Annotated in this window: 12 protein-coding genes; 4 read left to right on the top strand and 8 right to left on the bottom strand. The window is 59.4% G+C overall.

Going from position 1 to position 16,713, the window contains the following annotated elements; translation table 11 throughout:
* Position 1: 1 nt before the first annotated feature.
* The 6 genes from hoxE to AC0QKW_RS05840 all read right to left on the bottom strand — a co-directional run bounded on the left by hoxE (position 2) and on the right by AC0QKW_RS05840 (position 7,111).
* Positions 2–535 carry a bidirectional hydrogenase complex protein HoxE gene (gene hoxE / locus AC0QKW_RS05815; protein ID WP_473150119.1) on the bottom strand — a complete coding sequence of 178 codons (534 nt, stop codon included), beginning with the start codon at positions 533–535 and terminating at the stop codon, positions 2–4.
* Positions 536–1,249: 714 nt separating this feature from the next.
* Positions 1,250–1,936 carry an ATP-dependent Zn protease gene (locus tag AC0QKW_RS05820; protein ID WP_473150120.1) on the bottom strand — a complete coding sequence of 229 codons (687 nt, stop codon included), beginning with the start codon at positions 1,934–1,936 and terminating at the stop codon, positions 1,250–1,252.
* Between the two features lie 128 nt (positions 1,937–2,064).
* Positions 2,065–4,587 (bottom strand): glycogen/starch/alpha-glucan phosphorylase, encoded by a 2,523-nt coding sequence (locus tag AC0QKW_RS05825; RefSeq protein ID WP_473150121.1) that lies wholly within the window; start codon positions 4,585–4,587, stop codon positions 2,065–2,067.
* Positions 4,588–4,696: 109 nt separating this feature from the next.
* Positions 4,697–5,104 (bottom strand): PPC domain-containing DNA-binding protein, encoded by a 408-nt coding sequence (locus tag AC0QKW_RS05830; protein ID WP_473150122.1) that lies wholly within the window; start codon positions 5,102–5,104, stop codon positions 4,697–4,699.
* Positions 5,105–5,161: 57 nt separating this feature from the next.
* Positions 5,162–6,871 carry an MBL fold metallo-hydrolase gene (locus tag AC0QKW_RS05835; protein ID WP_473150123.1) on the bottom strand — a complete coding sequence of 570 codons (1,710 nt, stop codon included), beginning with the start codon at positions 6,869–6,871 and terminating at the stop codon, positions 5,162–5,164.
* Positions 6,872–6,988: 117 nt separating this feature from the next.
* Positions 6,989–7,111, bottom strand: a complete 123-nt coding sequence (locus AC0QKW_RS05840) for a hypothetical protein (protein ID WP_017297736.1) — start codon at positions 7,109–7,111, stop codon at positions 6,989–6,991.
* A gap of 159 nt (positions 7,112–7,270) precedes the next feature.
* Here AC0QKW_RS05840 and AC0QKW_RS05845 point away from each other — a divergent pair, with 159 nt between their 5' ends.
* The 3 genes from AC0QKW_RS05845 (at position 7,271) to AC0QKW_RS05855 (ending at position 11,974) form a co-directional block, all read left to right on the top strand.
* Positions 7,271–7,843, top strand: a complete 573-nt coding sequence (locus AC0QKW_RS05845) for a DNA-3-methyladenine glycosylase (RefSeq protein WP_473150156.1) — start codon at positions 7,271–7,273, stop codon at positions 7,841–7,843.
* A gap of 259 nt (positions 7,844–8,102) precedes the next feature.
* A complete protein-coding gene (locus AC0QKW_RS05850) occupies positions 8,103–11,003 on the top strand; it encodes a hybrid sensor histidine kinase/response regulator (protein WP_473150124.1) in 2,901 nt (966 codons plus the stop codon).
* A complete protein-coding gene (locus tag AC0QKW_RS05855; protein WP_473150125.1) occupies positions 10,997–11,974 on the top strand; it encodes a diguanylate cyclase domain-containing protein in 978 nt (325 codons plus the stop codon). The genes AC0QKW_RS05850 and AC0QKW_RS05855 overlap by 7 nt, the downstream gene beginning before the upstream one ends.
* A gap of 13 nt (positions 11,975–11,987) precedes the next feature.
* Here the strand turns inward: AC0QKW_RS05855 and AC0QKW_RS05860 are convergent, their stop codons facing one another.
* Together AC0QKW_RS05860 and AC0QKW_RS05865 are read right to left on the bottom strand one after the other, a co-directional pair.
* Entirely contained in the window at positions 11,988–12,365 is a 378-nt protein-coding gene (locus AC0QKW_RS05860) for a phage holin family protein (RefSeq protein WP_473150126.1), read from the bottom strand.
* 241 nt (positions 12,366–12,606) lie between these two features.
* On the bottom strand, positions 12,607–13,536 hold the full coding sequence (locus AC0QKW_RS05865; RefSeq protein ID WP_473150127.1) for a histone deacetylase family protein: 930 nt from the start codon (positions 13,534–13,536) through the stop codon (positions 12,607–12,609).
* A 265-nt stretch (positions 13,537–13,801) separates the two neighbouring features.
* Between AC0QKW_RS05865 and gyrA the strand changes: the two genes are divergently transcribed.
* Positions 13,802–16,420 carry a DNA gyrase subunit A gene (gyrA, locus tag AC0QKW_RS05870; protein ID WP_473150128.1) on the top strand — a complete coding sequence of 873 codons (2,619 nt, stop codon included), beginning with the start codon at positions 13,802–13,804 and terminating at the stop codon, positions 16,418–16,420.
* Positions 16,421–16,713: the final 293 nt, after the last annotated feature.

Below are 16,713 nucleotides of genomic sequence, written 5' to 3' on the forward strand. Positions count from 1 at the left end.
TTTAGTCCTCGGCTTCCCAGGCTTGAATGTGGGCTAGGGCGGCGGCGGGTTCTACCTTGCCCGCCACGGTGCCGTCAAACACTGCCACTGGCGCAATGCCGCAGGCCCCAACGCAGCGGGCCGCCATCAGCGACACCTGGCCGTCGGCGCTGGTGTTGCCCACGGTGATGCCCAGCTCCTGCTCCAGGGTTTCTAAGACCTTACCGCTGCCTTTGACGTAGCAGGCCGTGCCCAAGCAGACGATGCAGGTGTGCGCCCCAGCAGGCTTCAGCGAAAACAGGTGGTAAAAGGTGGCGACCCCGTACACCCGACTCAGGGGCAGCTTTAGCCCCCTGGCAATGTAGGTCAGCACGTCTTCTTCTAAATAGCCAAAGGTTTCCTGCGCCTTGTGGAGGATTTCAATTAGCGCATCCTGGCTGTACTGGTTGCGCTTGAGGGTCATCTCCAGGGTCTTGTAGCGGCGATCGCCCGCCTCCTTGGCCGCGGGTGACGCACTGGCTGGGGGTTTAGACGGGGTTTGCGTAGGTGTAGCCATCGGTGCAACGTCCTGCGATGGGGAGTGGGCAGAAGATTGGGCTAAATATAAAATTCAAAAATTAATGAGTCCTAGAATGCAAAAAGTGTAAGGGCATCAAAAAAATCAGTCAATTATTAAATAATATTTAAGGAAAACTGTTGGACTTGTGTACCTAAATCTGTGCGAACCGTTGGTAGAACTTCTCGCCAGACAGAATGGCTGTGGAGTAAGGCCAGAGGACAATCAACCCGTGCTATGGAGCGTGCTGCGGCGACAGCCACATGCATGATCTAGATAGGTTCTGCGTAACGCGCAGGACGATGCCCTACCTTTAGGAAAATTAAGATTGCTGATGGATAGTTGATGCTTTAGTACGTTCCCTTTCGCAACATTTTGGTTTCTTTTGTGTCTGAGTCTGATAGGGCAAAACCTAGGTGACTCATCGTCATGGTCTAGGTTTTTATACTCTCTCTATACCGATAGTAGTGGAATATTTTCTGTCTCTAGAATTTTGCAGAGAAAACTTAAAATTCATGATTTTTCGGAGGCAAAGCCCAGAGAAAAATCATGTCATTGCCAGCTGATGGCCTCGCCCTCCCAGATGCAAATGGCGCGAAAGCTGTTGGTCTCTAATCGAGGCTAGCGCTTGGGTGCCCAGACGGGCGATCGCCGTAGGTCGCCACCCAATGATGCGTCACTCTCTGGCGACGAGCTTGGGCCACGGGCAGCGGGCTATTGAGCTTTAACCGTAGGGCGATAGGCCTCGATCGCCGCCTGACAGTCCTCCACGGTGGCCCGTTCGGCCATGGCCACCACCAGGGCATCAAAGGCCTCGCGGTGCTTTTCTAACAGAGTTTTGGCCTGAAGTGTTGCCCAGCGCTGCTTGAGAGGCACTTCGGCAGGCGATCGCCCCAAGACCGCCCAAAACAGTCCCAGCCCTCGCACGTCATCGTCGCCACCTTCGACATTGCCGTAGACCATTTGCTCGGCGGCAATGCCCGCCATCCACACCTGGCAGTAGCGATCGATGCTCTGGGGGGTGACGGTCGCCGCCGCTGTCGCATCCTGGGAGGCAAACACCACGCCCCCCTCTCCCGGAATGCCCTGTCGCCAAGACTCCCAGGCGTTGAGCGTGTAGGTTTCGATCGGAAAACCGAGCAGCACCGCCGCCAAAAAGTGACCCGCCTCGTGGTGCAGCACTCGCTGACGATGCTCTGGCGAAGTCCAGGCCACCGCATTCATCAAAATGCTGCCGATGCGGCCACTCAGCCCCAGTTGGTCAACGCTAAACACCCCTAGCCCCACCGCCGCAAACACCGCCACCACCGCTGGCGACAGATGAATGATTGGCCCTAGCAAACTGGCCATGGTGACGCCAAAAATGACGACGGCAACGGCGTTCAGGGTGGTATCGCGCATAAAAATCTAGCAGTATCGACTTAAGGAAGACTGACAAAGAGAACGACATCTAAATATTCTAGCTATGGCGGTCGTTAGTCCGTGAGCGACTCTCCCCGCCCTCTTACCTCGCCACCCACCATTTTCACCTATACCGACAGCCCCGCCTGGGCTTGAACATAGTCCTTCAGTTCAATATGCACGGGGTTGACCTGCCAAATCTGTTCACAGTATTCGCGGATGGAGCGATCGCTAGAGAACTTGCCCATGCGCACGGCGTTGACAATCGACATGCGCGACCAGTTTTCCTGGTCTTGGTACGCGGCACCAACGCGGTCTTGGGCGTCGATGTAGGCCTGGTAATCGGCCAGCAGCATGTAGGGGTCGTGGTAGACCAGGTTGTCGGTGAGCGCTTTGAATAGGCCGCCGTCGCCTTTAGCGAAGAAGCCAGCGTTGACCAGGTCAATCACTTCTTTGAGCTGGGGGTTGCTGTTGTAGTAATCCCAGGGATTGTAGCCACTAGCTTTGAGGGCCATCACCTCGTCGGAGACCAGACCAAACAGAAAGAAGTTTTCGTCGCCTACAAGCTCCCGGATTTCGACGTTGGCCCCGTCTAGAGTGCCAATCGTCAGCGCACCGTTCATCGAAAATTTCATGTTGCCGGTGCCGGAAGCTTCTTTGCCAGCGGTGGAAATTTGCTCCGACAAATCTGCCGCTGGATACACTCGCTGGCCCAGGGTGACGTTGTAGTCGGGTAAAAAGACGACCTTGAGGCGATCGCCGATCGCCGCGTCATTGTTCACCACATCGCCCACAGCGGTGATGAATTTAATCATCAGCTTGGCCATGTGGTAGCCGGGGGCCGCCTTACCGCCAAAAATAAACGTGCGGGGGGTGATATCGAGGCTGGGGTTTTGCTTCAGCCGTTCGTAGAGGGTGATGATGTGCAGCACGTTGAGGTGCTGGCGCTTGTACTCGTGAATGCGCTTCACCTGCACATCAAACAGCGAGTCGGGGCTGACCACGATGCCGGTGCGGGTCTGGATGTAGGTGGCGAGATCTTGCTTGATGTCGCGCTTGATCTGCCGCCAGTACTGACGAAAGCCAGGGTCGTCGGCGCAGCCTTCCAGCGATCGCAACTTTTCCATATCCTGCAACCAGCCGTCGCCTACTTTCTCGGTGTAAAGGGCCGCTAGGCGAGGGTTGGCCAGGGCAATCCAGCGGCGGGGGGTAACGCCGTTAGTAACATTGCGAATTTTGCCCGGAAACATTTCATGAAAGTCTTTGAGGATGGTCTGCTTGACCAGTTCGCTGTGTAACGCCGCTACGCCATTGATGGCATGGCTGCCCAGGCTGGCCAGGTTGGCCATGCGCACATAGCGATCGCCCGACTCATCAATCAGCGACAGGCTAGAAAGTTTGGCCGAGTCGTTGAGGTACTGCACCCGCACCTGATCCATAAACCGGTGGTTGATTTCAAAAATAATCTCCAGGTGCCGAGGCAGCATGCCACCAAAGAGAGACAGGGACCATCGCTCCAGGGCCTCGGGCAGCAGGGTGTGGTTGGTGTAGGCAAAGGTGTTTTGGGTGATCTGCCAGGCCGCCTCCCACTCGATGCCGTGGGCGTCGATCAGCAGGCGCATCAGCTCAGCGACGCCGACGGCGGGGTGGGTGTCGTTGAGCTGAGCCGCAAATTTCTCGTGGAAACTGTCGAGGGTGCGCCCCGAAAGCATGTGAATGCGAATCATATCCTGCAGGGCGCAGGAGACAAAGAAAAACTGCTGCTCTAAGCGCAGCTGCTTGCCCTCGATTTGCTCGTCGTTGGGGTAGAGCACCTTAGAGATATTCTCGGAGGTGACTTTGCTGTTGACCGCGCCGTAATAGTTGCCAACGTTGAACGATTGAAAATCGAAGGACTCCACCGCCTCGGCCTTCCACAGGCGCAGGGTGTTGACGGTGTTGACCCGATAGCCGGGAATCGGCGTGTCGTAGGGAATGCCCTTTACCTGCTTAGCAGGAATCCAGCGCTTGCGAAAGCGGCCATCGGAGTCGGTGTAATCTTCGATGTGGCCGCCAAAACCCACAGTAACGGCGGATTCGGGATGGGCAATTTCCCAGGGGTAGCCGTGTTGCAGCCATTTGTCGGTAATTTCGACCTGCCAGCCGTCACGAATGTCTTGGTCGAAAATGCCGAACTCGTAGCGAATGCCGTAGCCGATCGCCGGAATTTGCATGCTAGAGAGGGATTCCATATAGCAGGCGGCCAGGCGGCCCAGGCCACCGTTGCCCAGGCCAGGTTCTTCTTCCTGGGCAATCAGACCCTCAAAGTCGAGGCCCGACTCTTGCACCGCCTGCTTTACCTGGGCTTCGATGCCGAGGTTGATCAGGTTGCGGCCCAGGTGCGGCCCTAGGAGAAATTCTGCCGACAGGTAGGTGACCAGCCGCACCTCAGAGCGCAGGTAGTTGCGGGTGGAGTTGAGCCAGCGCTGCATCATGCGATCGCGCACCGTATAGGCCAGAGCCAGGTAAAAGTCGTTCTGACTGGCCACCTCGGGCCACTTGCCTTGAATGTAAAACAGATTGTCGGCCAGGGCCCGGCGCAGGGTCTCTACGCTCAGACCAGTGCGATCGTCTTCGACATCTACAGTGGGGCAATTGATGAAGGCAGTCATTGGCGTCTCCTGATCAGGGGCAGCGTATGCGCGGGGTCTAGGGTGCAATGTCCAATGTCTGCCACTGTAAAGGAGACTCGGTGATCAGCGGGAGTAGGCAAGGAAAGGTTTAAGGTTCAACGCTCAGCGACTCTACCACCAGCTCTAGGTAGCCGGTTTGGGGGTCAGGCTGGCGGCTAAAGCGCAGGTGGGGCAAGGGCGCAATCGCAATCTCCGCCGTCGTGCGAATGATGCACCCCGGCATAATATGACCGCCGTAAACCCGACCCTGGGCATCGGCGATCGAACCATGCAAGTGCATACCATGGCGCGACAGCGTGCCACTGAGAGCGATCAACTCTAGCGGCCCTTCGATTATGGTGGCCGCTGGGGCCGCTGCAAAGCGCAGAGAGGCCTGGCTCAAGCTGCCCAGCGCCGTGAGAATAATGCCCGCTTCTAGGGCTTGGGTCTGGGCAAAGGTCTGGAGGGCTGGCTTTAGATCTTGGCCAGGAACCAGGCGAAGGCAGTGGGTTTGCATGGGGAGAGAACGCTGGTGGACGCGTTAGCTCGATCTCGTTAACTCGATCTATTTTACCTAGGCTGAGGCCTCATCTCCCCGCGATCGGCCACCGGTTGCGCGGGGCTCAAAAGCGGAACAGACCCCATCGGGGCTCACTCGCAGCCCGTACAGGGGAGAATCGACACCGCGACAGTGTCCTTCGCGCTGATGGCGGCAGGTTTGGCACCGGGGCGACTGCCAAGGGTCGTCGATAGAAGCAACGGTGCGGAGTAGGTCGCGGGGGTTGAGCCCCTTGATCACCAGGTCGCCGCCCTGCCACCGGGCTTGTACCAGGCCGGTGTCGGCCAGGGCAGCCCAGCGGGGGTCGGCGGTGAGGTCTTCGGGCAGCAGCAGCAGCACGCTGTCATCAACGGCGGTGATTTCGCCTTCAAAGACGGGCTCGGGGGCGGCGGGCTGAAGAAAGCGATCGCCAATCGGAAACTCCACCTCATTACCCACCGAGGGCAGGTGCAGTTGGTACCGGGTTTGCAGCTCTTCTAGCCCGGCCAGATCGGCCAGGTCGGCGGGTTTACCATGCACAAAGGCGACGTGCTGAGGCCTGAGATTGTGAATCAGCTGGGTGGTGCCGACGCGATCGCTGTGGGTGGTGAGCTGGTAAGTGTCGATCTGCACCTGACCCGACTCTAGCTCTGCCCCCAGGCTTTGCAGCCAGCATAGGGTGGGGCTGGCCTCGGCCTCGGGGCGATCGAGCACCGCGTCGGCCAGGTGACCGGCAAAGGCATCGGGCAGCAGCACCGTCCAGGGCAGAGGCGAGCGCCGACAGTAATCGCTCAGGTCAGCCTCCCGGTGGGCGATCAAAATGCAGGGTCGTTCGCCTAGGGTGCCCTGGGGGGCATTGCCCTCGGGCAGATGATCAACCCCTAACCGCCGCACCCTGGGCAAGATGCGATCGTCCCAAAACAGCGGCTGGTGGCGGGCAAAGTTGCGCACACTGCTGGGAAACTCAGCGATTAGCTCCAGGTACAGGTCGCAGCCCGCCGCCACGGTTTCATCGACCCAGATAGTCACATCCTGACCGGTGAACTGGTGGTGGCTGCGCAACAACATCACCAGCTCTTGGCCCAGCCCCAGGGTGGGCACCGGCAGCAGCACCGATCGCCCCTGCTGCCCCAGACGGTGGAGGGCGCTGGCCAGCAAATTTTCCTGCTGGCGGCGGTGGGGGTGGCGGGCAGTACCGGCACTGCCTTCGACAATCAGCACGTCGGGCTTAAGGCCGCGCAGCGCCTCTAGGGGCAGCCCATCCACCAGGCGCGAGTTCGACATAAAAAAATCGCCCGTGTAGAACACGGTATAGGCGCGCTGCGGGCCATGGTAAGTAAACAGGGCGCAGGCCGCCCCCGGCAGATGTCCGGCGGGCCAGATCTGCACCGTCAGGTCATCGGCCAGGCGGATGGGGGTCTGCCAAGGCAGAGCTTGGCACAGGTGCGGGGGCACCTCTTCCCCCAGCCAGTTGAGCGGCAGCAGTTGAGCGGTGACCTCGCTACCGTAAATCGGCACCTGGGGAAAGGCTTGGCTAAAGGCCCATATACTCCGGGCATGGTCGCTGTGGGCGTGGCTGCAAAACAACAGATCGGCGGTGGCAATACTGTCTCGGGCCACCTCTAAAGCGGCCAAATTGCGTAGGCCGCAGTCGAGCAAAATCCGCCGGGGGCCCATGCGCAGCTCCAGGCACAGCCCCTCTTGGCCGTGACCCGCACCAAACGGAAAGCAGACCAGATTACTCACAGCAGGCTGAACTAACGGCAGCGACTAGGGGCAACCAACCGGGGCCACCGCAGCCGATGAACAAAACCAAGCAGGGGAGCCAGGTTGATCGACCTAGGGGGCAACCCAGTCGATAGACTAGTGGGCTGACCCATTGCCGTGGTAATCGTCGGTGTCATAGAAGCCGTTTTTGGTACCAAAAAATAGGGTGGCAACCACAAACAGCCCAGTCAGCACGGCCAGTACGAGTTTGATATCCATAGGGACACAGGGAATGATAAAAGGAACAGTGTTATCAGCTTTCGCGATTTTTTAGCCTTAATTGTGAGTCATCTTAGCAAGCCTGCTCCGGAGGACACTATAAAGCTTTGTGATCAGCCCTCAGATCAGCCTCATGATTGCCCTGGTCAGACCCAGGCGATCGCCCCCGATTGGCTGGGGCGATCGGCGCTGGAGGTGGCCCCCGATCTGCTGGGCTGCGGCCTGGTGCGACGCTGGCCCGACGGTCGCCAGTTGAGCGTCACCATTGTTGAGACCGAGGCCTACACCGAGGGTGACCCCGCCTGTCACGCCTACCGCCGCGAGACACCCCGCAATCGGGTGATGTTTGGCCCCCCTGGTTACAGCTACGTGTACCTGATCTACGGCATGTACCACTGCTTTAACGTGGTCACCGATCGCGATCGCACCCCCAGCGCCGTACTGATCCGGGCCGTAGAGCTAGACCACGTTCCCCCCTGGCTAGAGGGCTATCGGGCCGAAAAGCCTGGGCGCTGGGGAGCCGGCCCTGGCAAACTCTGCCGCCTGCTCGATATCGATCGCACCCTCACCGACCAACCCCTCACCCCCACCACCGGCCTCTGGCTCGCCCCTAAGGCCTCTCAGGTGCTGCCCGCTGCCATCACCCAAACCACCCGCATCGGCCTCACCCAGGGGGCTGACCTACCCTGGCGCTGGTACGTTACCCACTCCAAAGCCGTCTCTAAGCTTTAGGGCTCGTCATCAATTGCAACCAAAACCCTTGGCGAACAAGCCCTGCCACGCCCGTCCCAAACCACAAGCTAGGGGCGATAACTTGGCTTTGATCCTTGGGTCATAGGCGACTCATTGATGACCGCCCCTAGGGCTGAGACAAAACGTAGTGTTTTGCTCAAGCAGATGGCCCGTTCCCTGGGTACTCTCAAGCATATATAGCCTTGGGGAAGGAGGCTCTTGCCACCGATCTGCGAGCCCCCAGGGAGGATGGCCCGTTATGATACCTGCGCCTCTACCCATCGATGAAGCCTGCCGCCTAAAAGCTCTCCATCGGTATCACATTCTCGACACACCGGCTGACCCGCGCTTTGACAACCTCACTCGGCTAGCGGCGATGGTGTGTGACGTGCCCATGGCCATGATCAGTCTGGTCGATCGCGATCGCCAGTGGTTTAAGGCTCGGGTTGGCCTAGAAGCCGACGAAACTCACCGAGATCTGGCCTTTTGCGCCCACGCCATTCTTCAGCCCCAGCTGTTGGAGGTGCCCGACACTCTGGTTGACCTGCGCTTTGCCGACAGCCCCCTGGTTACCGACATACCCCACATTCGTTTCTATGCCGGTATGCCCCTGATCAATGGTGAGGGGCAGGCCCTGGGCACCCTCTGCGTGATTGACCGCAAACCTCGCACCCTCACCCTGATTCAGCGGCAGAGTCTAGAGATTTTAGCCGCCCAGGTGGTCGACCAGCTCGAACTGCACCATCAGATCGACCAGATTCGCGAGGCCGCAGTCGAGCGCCAGCAGCTAGAGGAGACCTTGCGCCTGCGGGAACGGGCGATCGCCGCTAGCAGCAACGGCATTGTCATCACCGACGCCCGGCTATCCAACAATTCAATCATCTACGTCAACCCGGCCTTTGAGAGTATTACTGGCTATACAGTCGCCGAAGTTTTGGGGCGTAACTGCCGCTTTTTGCAGGGGCCGCAGTCGGATCCATCAGCCCTGGCTCACCTGCGTCAGGCCATTGCCGCAGGCACAAACTGCACCGTAGAGGTGATCAACTATCGCAAGAATGGCGAACCGTTTTGGAACCACCTGAGTATTTCACCGATCTACGACAGTGAGGGTCAGCTCACCCACTTTGTCGGTATTCAGACCGACATCAGCGATCGCAAACAGGCAGAGAGCCAGCTACACCAGCACCTGCACGATCTGGAGCAGGCCCGCCGCGCCGCCGAGGCCGCCAACCAGGCCAAGAGCGAGTTTTTGGCGATGATGAGTCACGAAATTCGCACCCCGATGAATGCAGTCATCGGCATGACTGGGCTGCTGCTCGACACCGACCTCAGCCCCCAGCAGCGCAACTTTGTCGAAACCACCCGCAACGCTGGCGATACGCTGTTGACCATCATCAACGACATTCTCGACTTTTCAAAAATTGAGTCGGGCAAGCTGGAGCTAGAGACCCAGCCCTTCAACCTGCGCACCTGCCTAGAAGAAGCCCTCGATCTGCTGGCTGCTAAGGCCGCCGAAAAGGGGCTAGAGCTGGCCTACCTGCTGCCCACCGAAGTGCCTCTGCACCTGCTGGGGGATGTCAGCCGCCTGCGCCAGGTGGTGGTCAACCTGGTGAACAACGCCATCAAGTTCACCGCCCAGGGGGAGGTGATTATTACCGTGACGGCCCAGCCGCCCAACGCCGAGGCCGAGGTCGAGATTCAGGTAGCGGTGAAAGATACCGGCATTGGCATTCCGGCCGATCGCCTGCACCGGCTGTTTCAGCCCTTCACTCAGGTGGATGCCTCCACCACCCGACAGTTTGGCGGCACCGGTTTAGGTTTAGCCATTAGCAAGCGCCTGTGCGAGCTCATGGGCGGTAGCCTCTGGGTTGAGAGTACCGAGGGCCAGGGATCGACCTTTTACTTTACCCTGCGGGCCCAGATTGACCCCCAGCCCCCCCAGCCCACCACTACGACGCCAATATCCGTACTCCAGGGCTGCCATCTGCTGGTGGTTGACGACAACGCCACCAATCGGCAAATTTTAGAGCTACAGCTTAAGTCTTGGGGCATGACCACCGTGGCGGTAGACTCTGGGGCCGTCGCCCTCGACACCCTGGCTGGGCAGCGCTTTGACCTGGCCATTCTCGATATGCAAATGCCCGAGATGGATGGGTTCACCCTGGCCCAAGCCATTCGGCAGCAGTTTCCCCAGCGGCCACTGCCCCTGGTGATGCTCACCTCCCTGGGCTGGCCCCAGGGCACCACTGACTCCCAACTCTTTGCGGCCTACCTCACCAAGCCGGTCAAACAGGCCCAGCTGATGGCGGCCTTGGCCACGGCCCTGGTGGGTCGATCGCAGCCAGTGCGGGTGATTCCAAGGCCGGTGCCCGGTGGCTACGACGCCACCCTGGGCCAGCGCTACCCCCTACGGATTTTGCTGGCCGAAGACAATATTGTGAACCAGAAGGTGGCGCTGCAAATTTTGCATCGCCTGGGCTACCGGGCCGACGTGGCGGCCAACGGGCTGGAGGTGCTGACAATGCTCAATCAGCAGCCCTACGACCTGGTGCTAATGGATGTGCAAATGCCAGAGATGGACGGGCTGGAGGCAGCCCGGGCGATCGCCCAGCGCTGGCCCAGCCACCGCCCCCGCATTGTGGCGATGACCGCCAATGCCATGCAGGGCGATCGCGACCTGTGCCTGCAAGCGAGCATGGATGACTACATCAGCAAGCCCATTCGCCTAGAAGAGCTGACCCGGGTATTGCAGTATCGCCCGACAGAGACCGTCCCCGCCGTCGATCTGTCGGCCCTAGAAACCTTGGCCACTACTCTGGGGGGCGACGACCCCACCTTTCTCGCCGACTTGGTGGACAGCTACCTGGAGAGTACCGACCAGATTTTGGCCAATATGGTCATTGCCCACCGCCAGGGCGACTGGCCTACCCTACTGCGTGCGGCCCACACCCTCAAGTCGAGCAGTGCCGCCGTCAGCGCTATGGCCTTAGCCACCCTCTGTCAGCAGCTCGAAGCTACTCTGGGTCAAAATCCTACCCCTAGGTCAGTGGCCGCCCAGGCCATTGCCGATCAAGTCGAAGCCATTCAGCAGGCAGCCTTGCAGGTCAAAACGGTCCTCCAGTCTGCGCCCAGTCACCGAGAAGGAGACTCGCCATGCTAACCCATCCTGAGTCAGCGCTTATTTTGGTGGCCGATGACGATGCCTTCATTCGCCACATGCTGACCCGCTATCTGGAGCGCGAGGGCTATCAGGTGATGGAGTCGGCCAACGGCGAAGAGGCTCTAGAGCTATACTTCGCTCACCAGCCCGACCTGGTGCTGCTCGATGCTTTGATGCCCACCATGGACGGGTTTGAGGTGTGCCGACGGCTCCAGGTCATGACCGAGGGCCAGCTAGCACCAGTGCTGATGATCACCGGGCTAGAGGATGAAAAATCGGTCGATCAGGCCTTTGACATAGGTGTCGTTGACTACGTCACCAAACCCATTCACTGGGCGGTGCTACGCCAGCGAGTGCGGCGGCTGATTCAGCAACACCGGCTAGAGATACAACTGCGAGACGCCAATCTGCAACTCCAGCAGCTAACCATGCTCGACAGCCTCACTCAGGTGGCCAACCGCCGCCGCTTTGACGAATATCTTTTGCAGGAGTGGGGACGGGCCGTGCGCGAGCACCTGCCTCTGTCACTGATCATCTGCGATATCGACTACTTCAAACCTTACAACGACTACTATGGCCACCAGGCGGGCGATCGCTGCCTACAGCAGGTGGCCCAGATTCTCAGCCAGTGCATCAACCGCCCCGCTGACCTGGTCACTCGCTACGGCGGCGAGGAGTTTACCATCATTTTGCCGAACACCGCCATGGCTGGAGCTACGGAGGTGTGCGATCGCCTGCTGCGGGCCATGAATCGTCGGGCGCTACCCCACGCCGCCTCTAAAATCGGCAGTACCGTCACCATTAGCTGCGGCGTGGCCTGTGTCATGCCCCAGATTGACTACCTGCCCTCTGATCTGGTGTTTACCGCCGACCAGGCGCTCTACCAGGCCAAAACCCAGGGGCGCAACCAGTTTCGGGCGATCTACGTGCTGCCGCCCTCGGCACAGTCGTCGGTGGGGGCAATGGTTTAGCTCTGGCTTAGCTCTAGCCTTCGAGGCTTTGGGCTTTGGTTTTGACGGCCTGGTTAACAAAGAAATTGTTTAGCGTCGTCGATGCGATCGACAGCACAATGGGGGCGACGATAAAAGCCCAAAAGCCGTGCACCTGAAAGCCTGGCGTCACCAGCGAGGCCAGCCAGAAACACATGCCGTTAACCACCAGCGAAAACAGCCCCAGGGTCAAAATAGTGATCGGCAATGACAAAATAAACAGCACCGGTTTGATGATGCCGTTGACCACACCGATCGCCACCGCTGCGACCATGGCCGCCGGAAAGTTGGCCAGCACTACCCCCGCAAAGATGGCGTCTACCAGCATTAACGACAGGGCAGTAGCCAAAATACTCAACAGATAAAGCAGCATAGTCAAGTCTCCTCAGGGTGGGCCATAGGCATTTTGCCACGGCCCCCAGGTTGCAATATCTAGCCAAGGGCTATGGCGGGGTAAACTGAGGTATTTCTTAACAGATCCAAACAGATCTACAGAACAGCGATCGCTGGGCCAGAGACCATTTCGTCGCTAATGGCCAAAATACAGATCATCTCCGGCTCAGGGGCACCCGGCAGCGATCCGCGTTGCCAATAATTTATTTAGACGCCCGCCCCTAAACCCCCAGCCGCGCCGCGATAGTGGCCAACACAGACTGGCTGAGGGATTCGTAATCGTAGCCGCCCTCGAGGCCAAAGAGAATTTTGTCGGTGACAGGTAGGCACTGGCGGGTAAAACTGCCGTAGTCCTGGGGGTGTAGGTTGATGTTGGCCAAGGGATCGGCGGCGTTGGCGTCGTACCCAGCACTGACAATGAGTAGATCGGGGGCAAAAGCTTTGAGAAAAGGGATCACCTTTTGCTCAAATGCCTCGGTGTAATTGGCGCGGTTGCTGCCGGGGGCCATGGGTAGGTTGAGCACATTGTGGTGCAGGCCGGTTTCGCTAGCCTGGCCGGTGCCGGGGTAAGCAGGCATCTGGTGGAGCGAACAATAGGCGATCGCCGCGTTCCCCTCCACCAGCGACTGGGTGCCGTTGCCGTGGTGTACATCCCAGTCGAGAATGGCGACGCGGTTAATATTGGATTTTTCTAGGGCGTAGTGGGCAGCGATCGCCGCATTGGAGAATAGGCAGAAACCCATGCCGCGATCGCGCACCGCATGGTGCCCCGGTGGCCGCGCCAGCACAAACGCCGAATGCCCGGTTTCAAGCACATAATCTACCCCATCCAGCCAGGCACTCACCGCCAGTCGTGCCACCGCGTAGCTAGCCTCAGACACCACCGTATCGCCATCAATGTGCCCCCCGCCCGTGTGGGCGATCTCCCGCAGGGCCATGACATAGCGAGGGTTGTGGATCTGGGCAATCAGGGTATCCACATCCTCCCGCTGAGCCACTGGCGTCGGTTCGCGCCAGTCGAGATGATCAGCCCAGGGAGCTTGCTTTAATGCCGCCACAATCGCGGTCAATCTCCCCGCATTTTCGGGATGAAAACTACCCGTGTCATGGGTCAAAAAATCTGGCGAATAGATGACGGCAAAATCGGCCATGGAGAAGGCGTGGTGCACAGCAAACTCAGAGGTGGTGAACTATTCCGAATTGGGGACTGTCCCAGGGCAATGGAACAACGCTACATCAAGGATTTCGCGCCCCTGGTTACACCATAGCGCCTCATGATTTGAAGCGGGGAATTCGTGCTAAAATGTAGCCTACATGAGTCCGCAAAAAACATACTGATCAAGCGCTATTCAGCACCGCTCGGTGCGAGGGTCTGACTAGCGCTTTGTTGTTCGCAAATTCGGAGTTTTCGAGCCTATGGCGACCCCAGAAGAGCGCATCGTCCCTACCGATCTGCGCGTTGAAATGCAAAGCTCTTACCTGGAATACGCCATGAGCGTGATCGTGGGTCGAGCGCTGCCAGACGCCAGGGACGGGCTCAAGCCGGTGCATCGCCGCATTCTCTACGCCATGCACGAGCTGGGTTTAGCCGCCGATCGCCCCTTTCGCAAGTGCGCCCGTGTGGTCGGTGAAGTGCTGGGTAAGTACCACCCCCACGGCGACACAGCGGTGTACGACGCCCTGGTGCGCATGGCCCAAGACTTCTCCATGCGGGTGCCGCTGATCAACGGCCACGGCAACTTTGGCTCTATCGACAACGACCCCCCGGCGGCCATGCGATACACCGAGTGTCGCCTGCAATCGCTGACCAGCGACTCGCTGCTGCAAGACATCGAGTCTGACACGGTCGATTTTGCCGACAACTTCGATGGCTCCCAGCAAGAGCCGGTGGTGATGCCCTCGCGGCTGCCCCAGCTACTCCTCAATGGCTCCTCGGGCATCGCCGTGGGCATGGCCACCAACATTCCCCCCCACAACCCTGGTGAGCTGATCGACGGCGTGATCGCCCTGATCAACAATCCCGAGATCTCCACCGCCGAATTGATGGAGATCATCCCCGGCCCCGATTTCCCCACAGGCGGGCAGATCCTGGGTCGCAGCGGTATTCGCGACGCCTATATGACCGGGCGTGGCTCGGTGACCATGCGCGGCGTGGCCAGCATGGAGACCATCGAGCATCGGGGCCGCCCCGATCGCGAAGCCATCATCATTACCGAGCTGCCCTACCAGACCAACAAGGCCGGCATGATCGAGCGCATCGCCGAAATGGTGAACGAGCGCCGTCTGGAGGGCATTTCGGATATTCGCGATGAGAGCGATCGCGACGGTATGCGCATCGTGATTGAGCTGAAGCGCGACGCCTACCCCCGCGTGGTGCTCAACAACCTCTACAAGCAGACGCCCCTGCAAAACAACTTCGGCGTCAACATGCTGGCCCTGGTCAACGGCGAACCCCAGCTGCTCGGCCTCAAGCGCATGCTGGAAGTGTTCCTGGAGTTTCGCGAAGAAACCATCATTCGCCGCACTCGCTACGAGCTGCGCAAAGCCGAGGAGCGCGACCACCTGCTCCAGGGCTACCTGATCGCCCTAGACAATTTGGATGCCATTATTGCCCTCATTCGCGGCGCGGCAGACACCCCGACCGCCAAGCAAGAGCTGATGGATACCTACAGCCTCTCGGAGCTACAGGCCGACGCCATTCTGCAAATGCAGCTGCGCCGCCTCACCGCCCTAGAGGCCGACAAAATTCAGCAGGAGCACGAAGAGCTGGTCGCTAAGATCACCGACCTGCAAGACATTCTGGCCCGCCGCGAGCGCATTCTCGAGATCATCACCACGGAGCTGGGTGAGCTCAAGGCCAAGCACGACAGCCCTCGCCGCACCGTGATCGAGATGGATGATGGGGAACTCACCGACATCTCCCTGATTGCCAACGAGCAGGTGGTGATTTTGGTCACCGACCAGGGCTATATCAAGCGCATGCCGGTAGCCACCTTTGAGGCCCAGAGCCGCGCCACCCGGGGCAAAGCCGGGGCCAAAATGAAGGAAGACGACGGCGTGCAGCACTTCATCACCTGCTACACCCACGACTACCTGCTGTTCTTTAGCGATCGCGGCGTCACCTATGCCCTGCGCGCCTACCAAATCGCCGAGGGCTCCCGCGCGGCGCGGGGCATGCCCATCGTGCAAATGCTGCCCATCCCTAAAGAAGAGGCGATCACCTCGGTGCTGGCGGTGCGTGAGTTCACCGACGAAGACTACCTGGTGATGCTCACCCAGGGCGGCTTTGTGAAGAAAACCGCCCTGTCGGCCTTCAGCAACATTCGCACCAACGGCCTGATCGCCATTTCCCTCGAAGAGGGCGATCACCTGCGCTGGGTGCGCCTGGCCCGCAACACCGACAGCATTCTGATCGGCTCACGCCGGGGCATGACTATTCACTTTAAGGCCGACGACGACCAGCTGCGGCCCCTGGGGCGACCCACTCGCGGCGTGCGGGCCATGTCTCTCCGCGACGGCGACGAGCTGATCAGCATGGATATTTTGCCCAGCCAGGTGGTGGAAGCGGTTTTGCAGGCCAATGCCAGCGACAGCGATGATGATGACGAAACCACTGGCAACGAGGGCGGCCCCTGGGTGCTGGTGATCACGGCATCAGGTCTGGGCAAACGGGTGCCGGTGGCCAAATTCCGCCTGCAAAACCGGGCCGGTATGGGCCTGATGGCGATCAAGTTCCGCAAGCGCGACGATACTCTGGCCTCGCTGCTAGTGGTAGGTGAAGGCGACGAGCTGATGCTGGTCACCAACCGGGGCATCATCATTCGTCAGCGGGTGAACGATATCTCGATTCAGTCGCGACCGGCGACCGGGGTGCGCTTACAGCGAATTGATGCGGAAGATGCGATCGCCGCAGTGGCCGTCGTGCCCCCTGCCCTGCAAGTCGAAGGTCTCGACGATGGCGAGGAGGCTGGGGAAGAAGGTGCGATCGAGGCCGTCGCTGAAGCCGCTGAGGCAGCCTCGCCTGAGGAAGAATAATCTCACCTATCTACCTCGGTTTGAGTTGAGTGCTAGGGGCGCTACTCCGCATTTGGCTGGATTTGTTCTCAGCCTCACCTGCAGGTGAGGCTGGTTGCAGCGTCGCACAATTGGAGCATGAATCAAGCAGCAGTAGTGATGCCTGGTTCTGAATGCGGTGGCACCTATGGGCATCATCATCGCTGAGATAGCGGCGCACACTTTCTCAGCGATCGTCACTCACGGCCAGGGTGCGAACCAGTGGCTGCTTAATCAGTTTTAGGGTTTCCTCATGCCGATCCAACCAGACCTAT

The sequence above is a fragment of the Pseudanabaena sp. PCC 9330 genome, assembly GCF_055795045.1.

Bases quoted from the DNA above. Each gene is read 5' to 3' on its own strand.
- AC0QKW_RS05855 (WP_473150125.1), top strand. From the start codon at position 10,997: ATGCTAACCCATCCTGAGTCAGCGCTTATTTTGGTGGCCGATGACGAT.
- AC0QKW_RS05825 (WP_473150121.1), bottom strand. From the start codon at position 4,587: ATGACTGCCTTCATCAATTGCCCCACTGTAGATGTCGAAGACGATCGC.
- hoxE (WP_473150119.1), bottom strand. From the start codon at position 535: ATGGCTACACCTACGCAAACCCCGTCTAAACCCCCAGCCAGTGCGTCA.
- AC0QKW_RS05840 (WP_017297736.1), bottom strand. From the start codon at position 7,111: ATGGATATCAAACTCGTACTGGCCGTGCTGACTGGGCTGTTTGTGGTT.
- AC0QKW_RS05860 (WP_473150126.1), bottom strand. From the start codon at position 12,365: ATGCTGCTTTATCTGTTGAGTATTTTGGCTACTGCCCTGTCGTTAATG.
- AC0QKW_RS05865 (WP_473150127.1), bottom strand. From the start codon at position 13,536: ATGGCCGATTTTGCCGTCATCTATTCGCCAGATTTTTTGACCCATGAC.
- AC0QKW_RS05850 (WP_473150124.1), top strand. From the start codon at position 8,103: ATGATACCTGCGCCTCTACCCATCGATGAAGCCTGCCGCCTAAAAGCT.
- gyrA (WP_473150128.1), top strand. From the start codon at position 13,802: ATGGCGACCCCAGAAGAGCGCATCGTCCCTACCGATCTGCGCGTTGAA.
- AC0QKW_RS05830 (WP_473150122.1), bottom strand. From the start codon at position 5,104: ATGCAAACCCACTGCCTTCGCCTGGTTCCTGGCCAAGATCTAAAGCCA.
- AC0QKW_RS05820 (WP_473150120.1), bottom strand. From the start codon at position 1,936: ATGCGCGATACCACCCTGAACGCCGTTGCCGTCGTCATTTTTGGCGTC.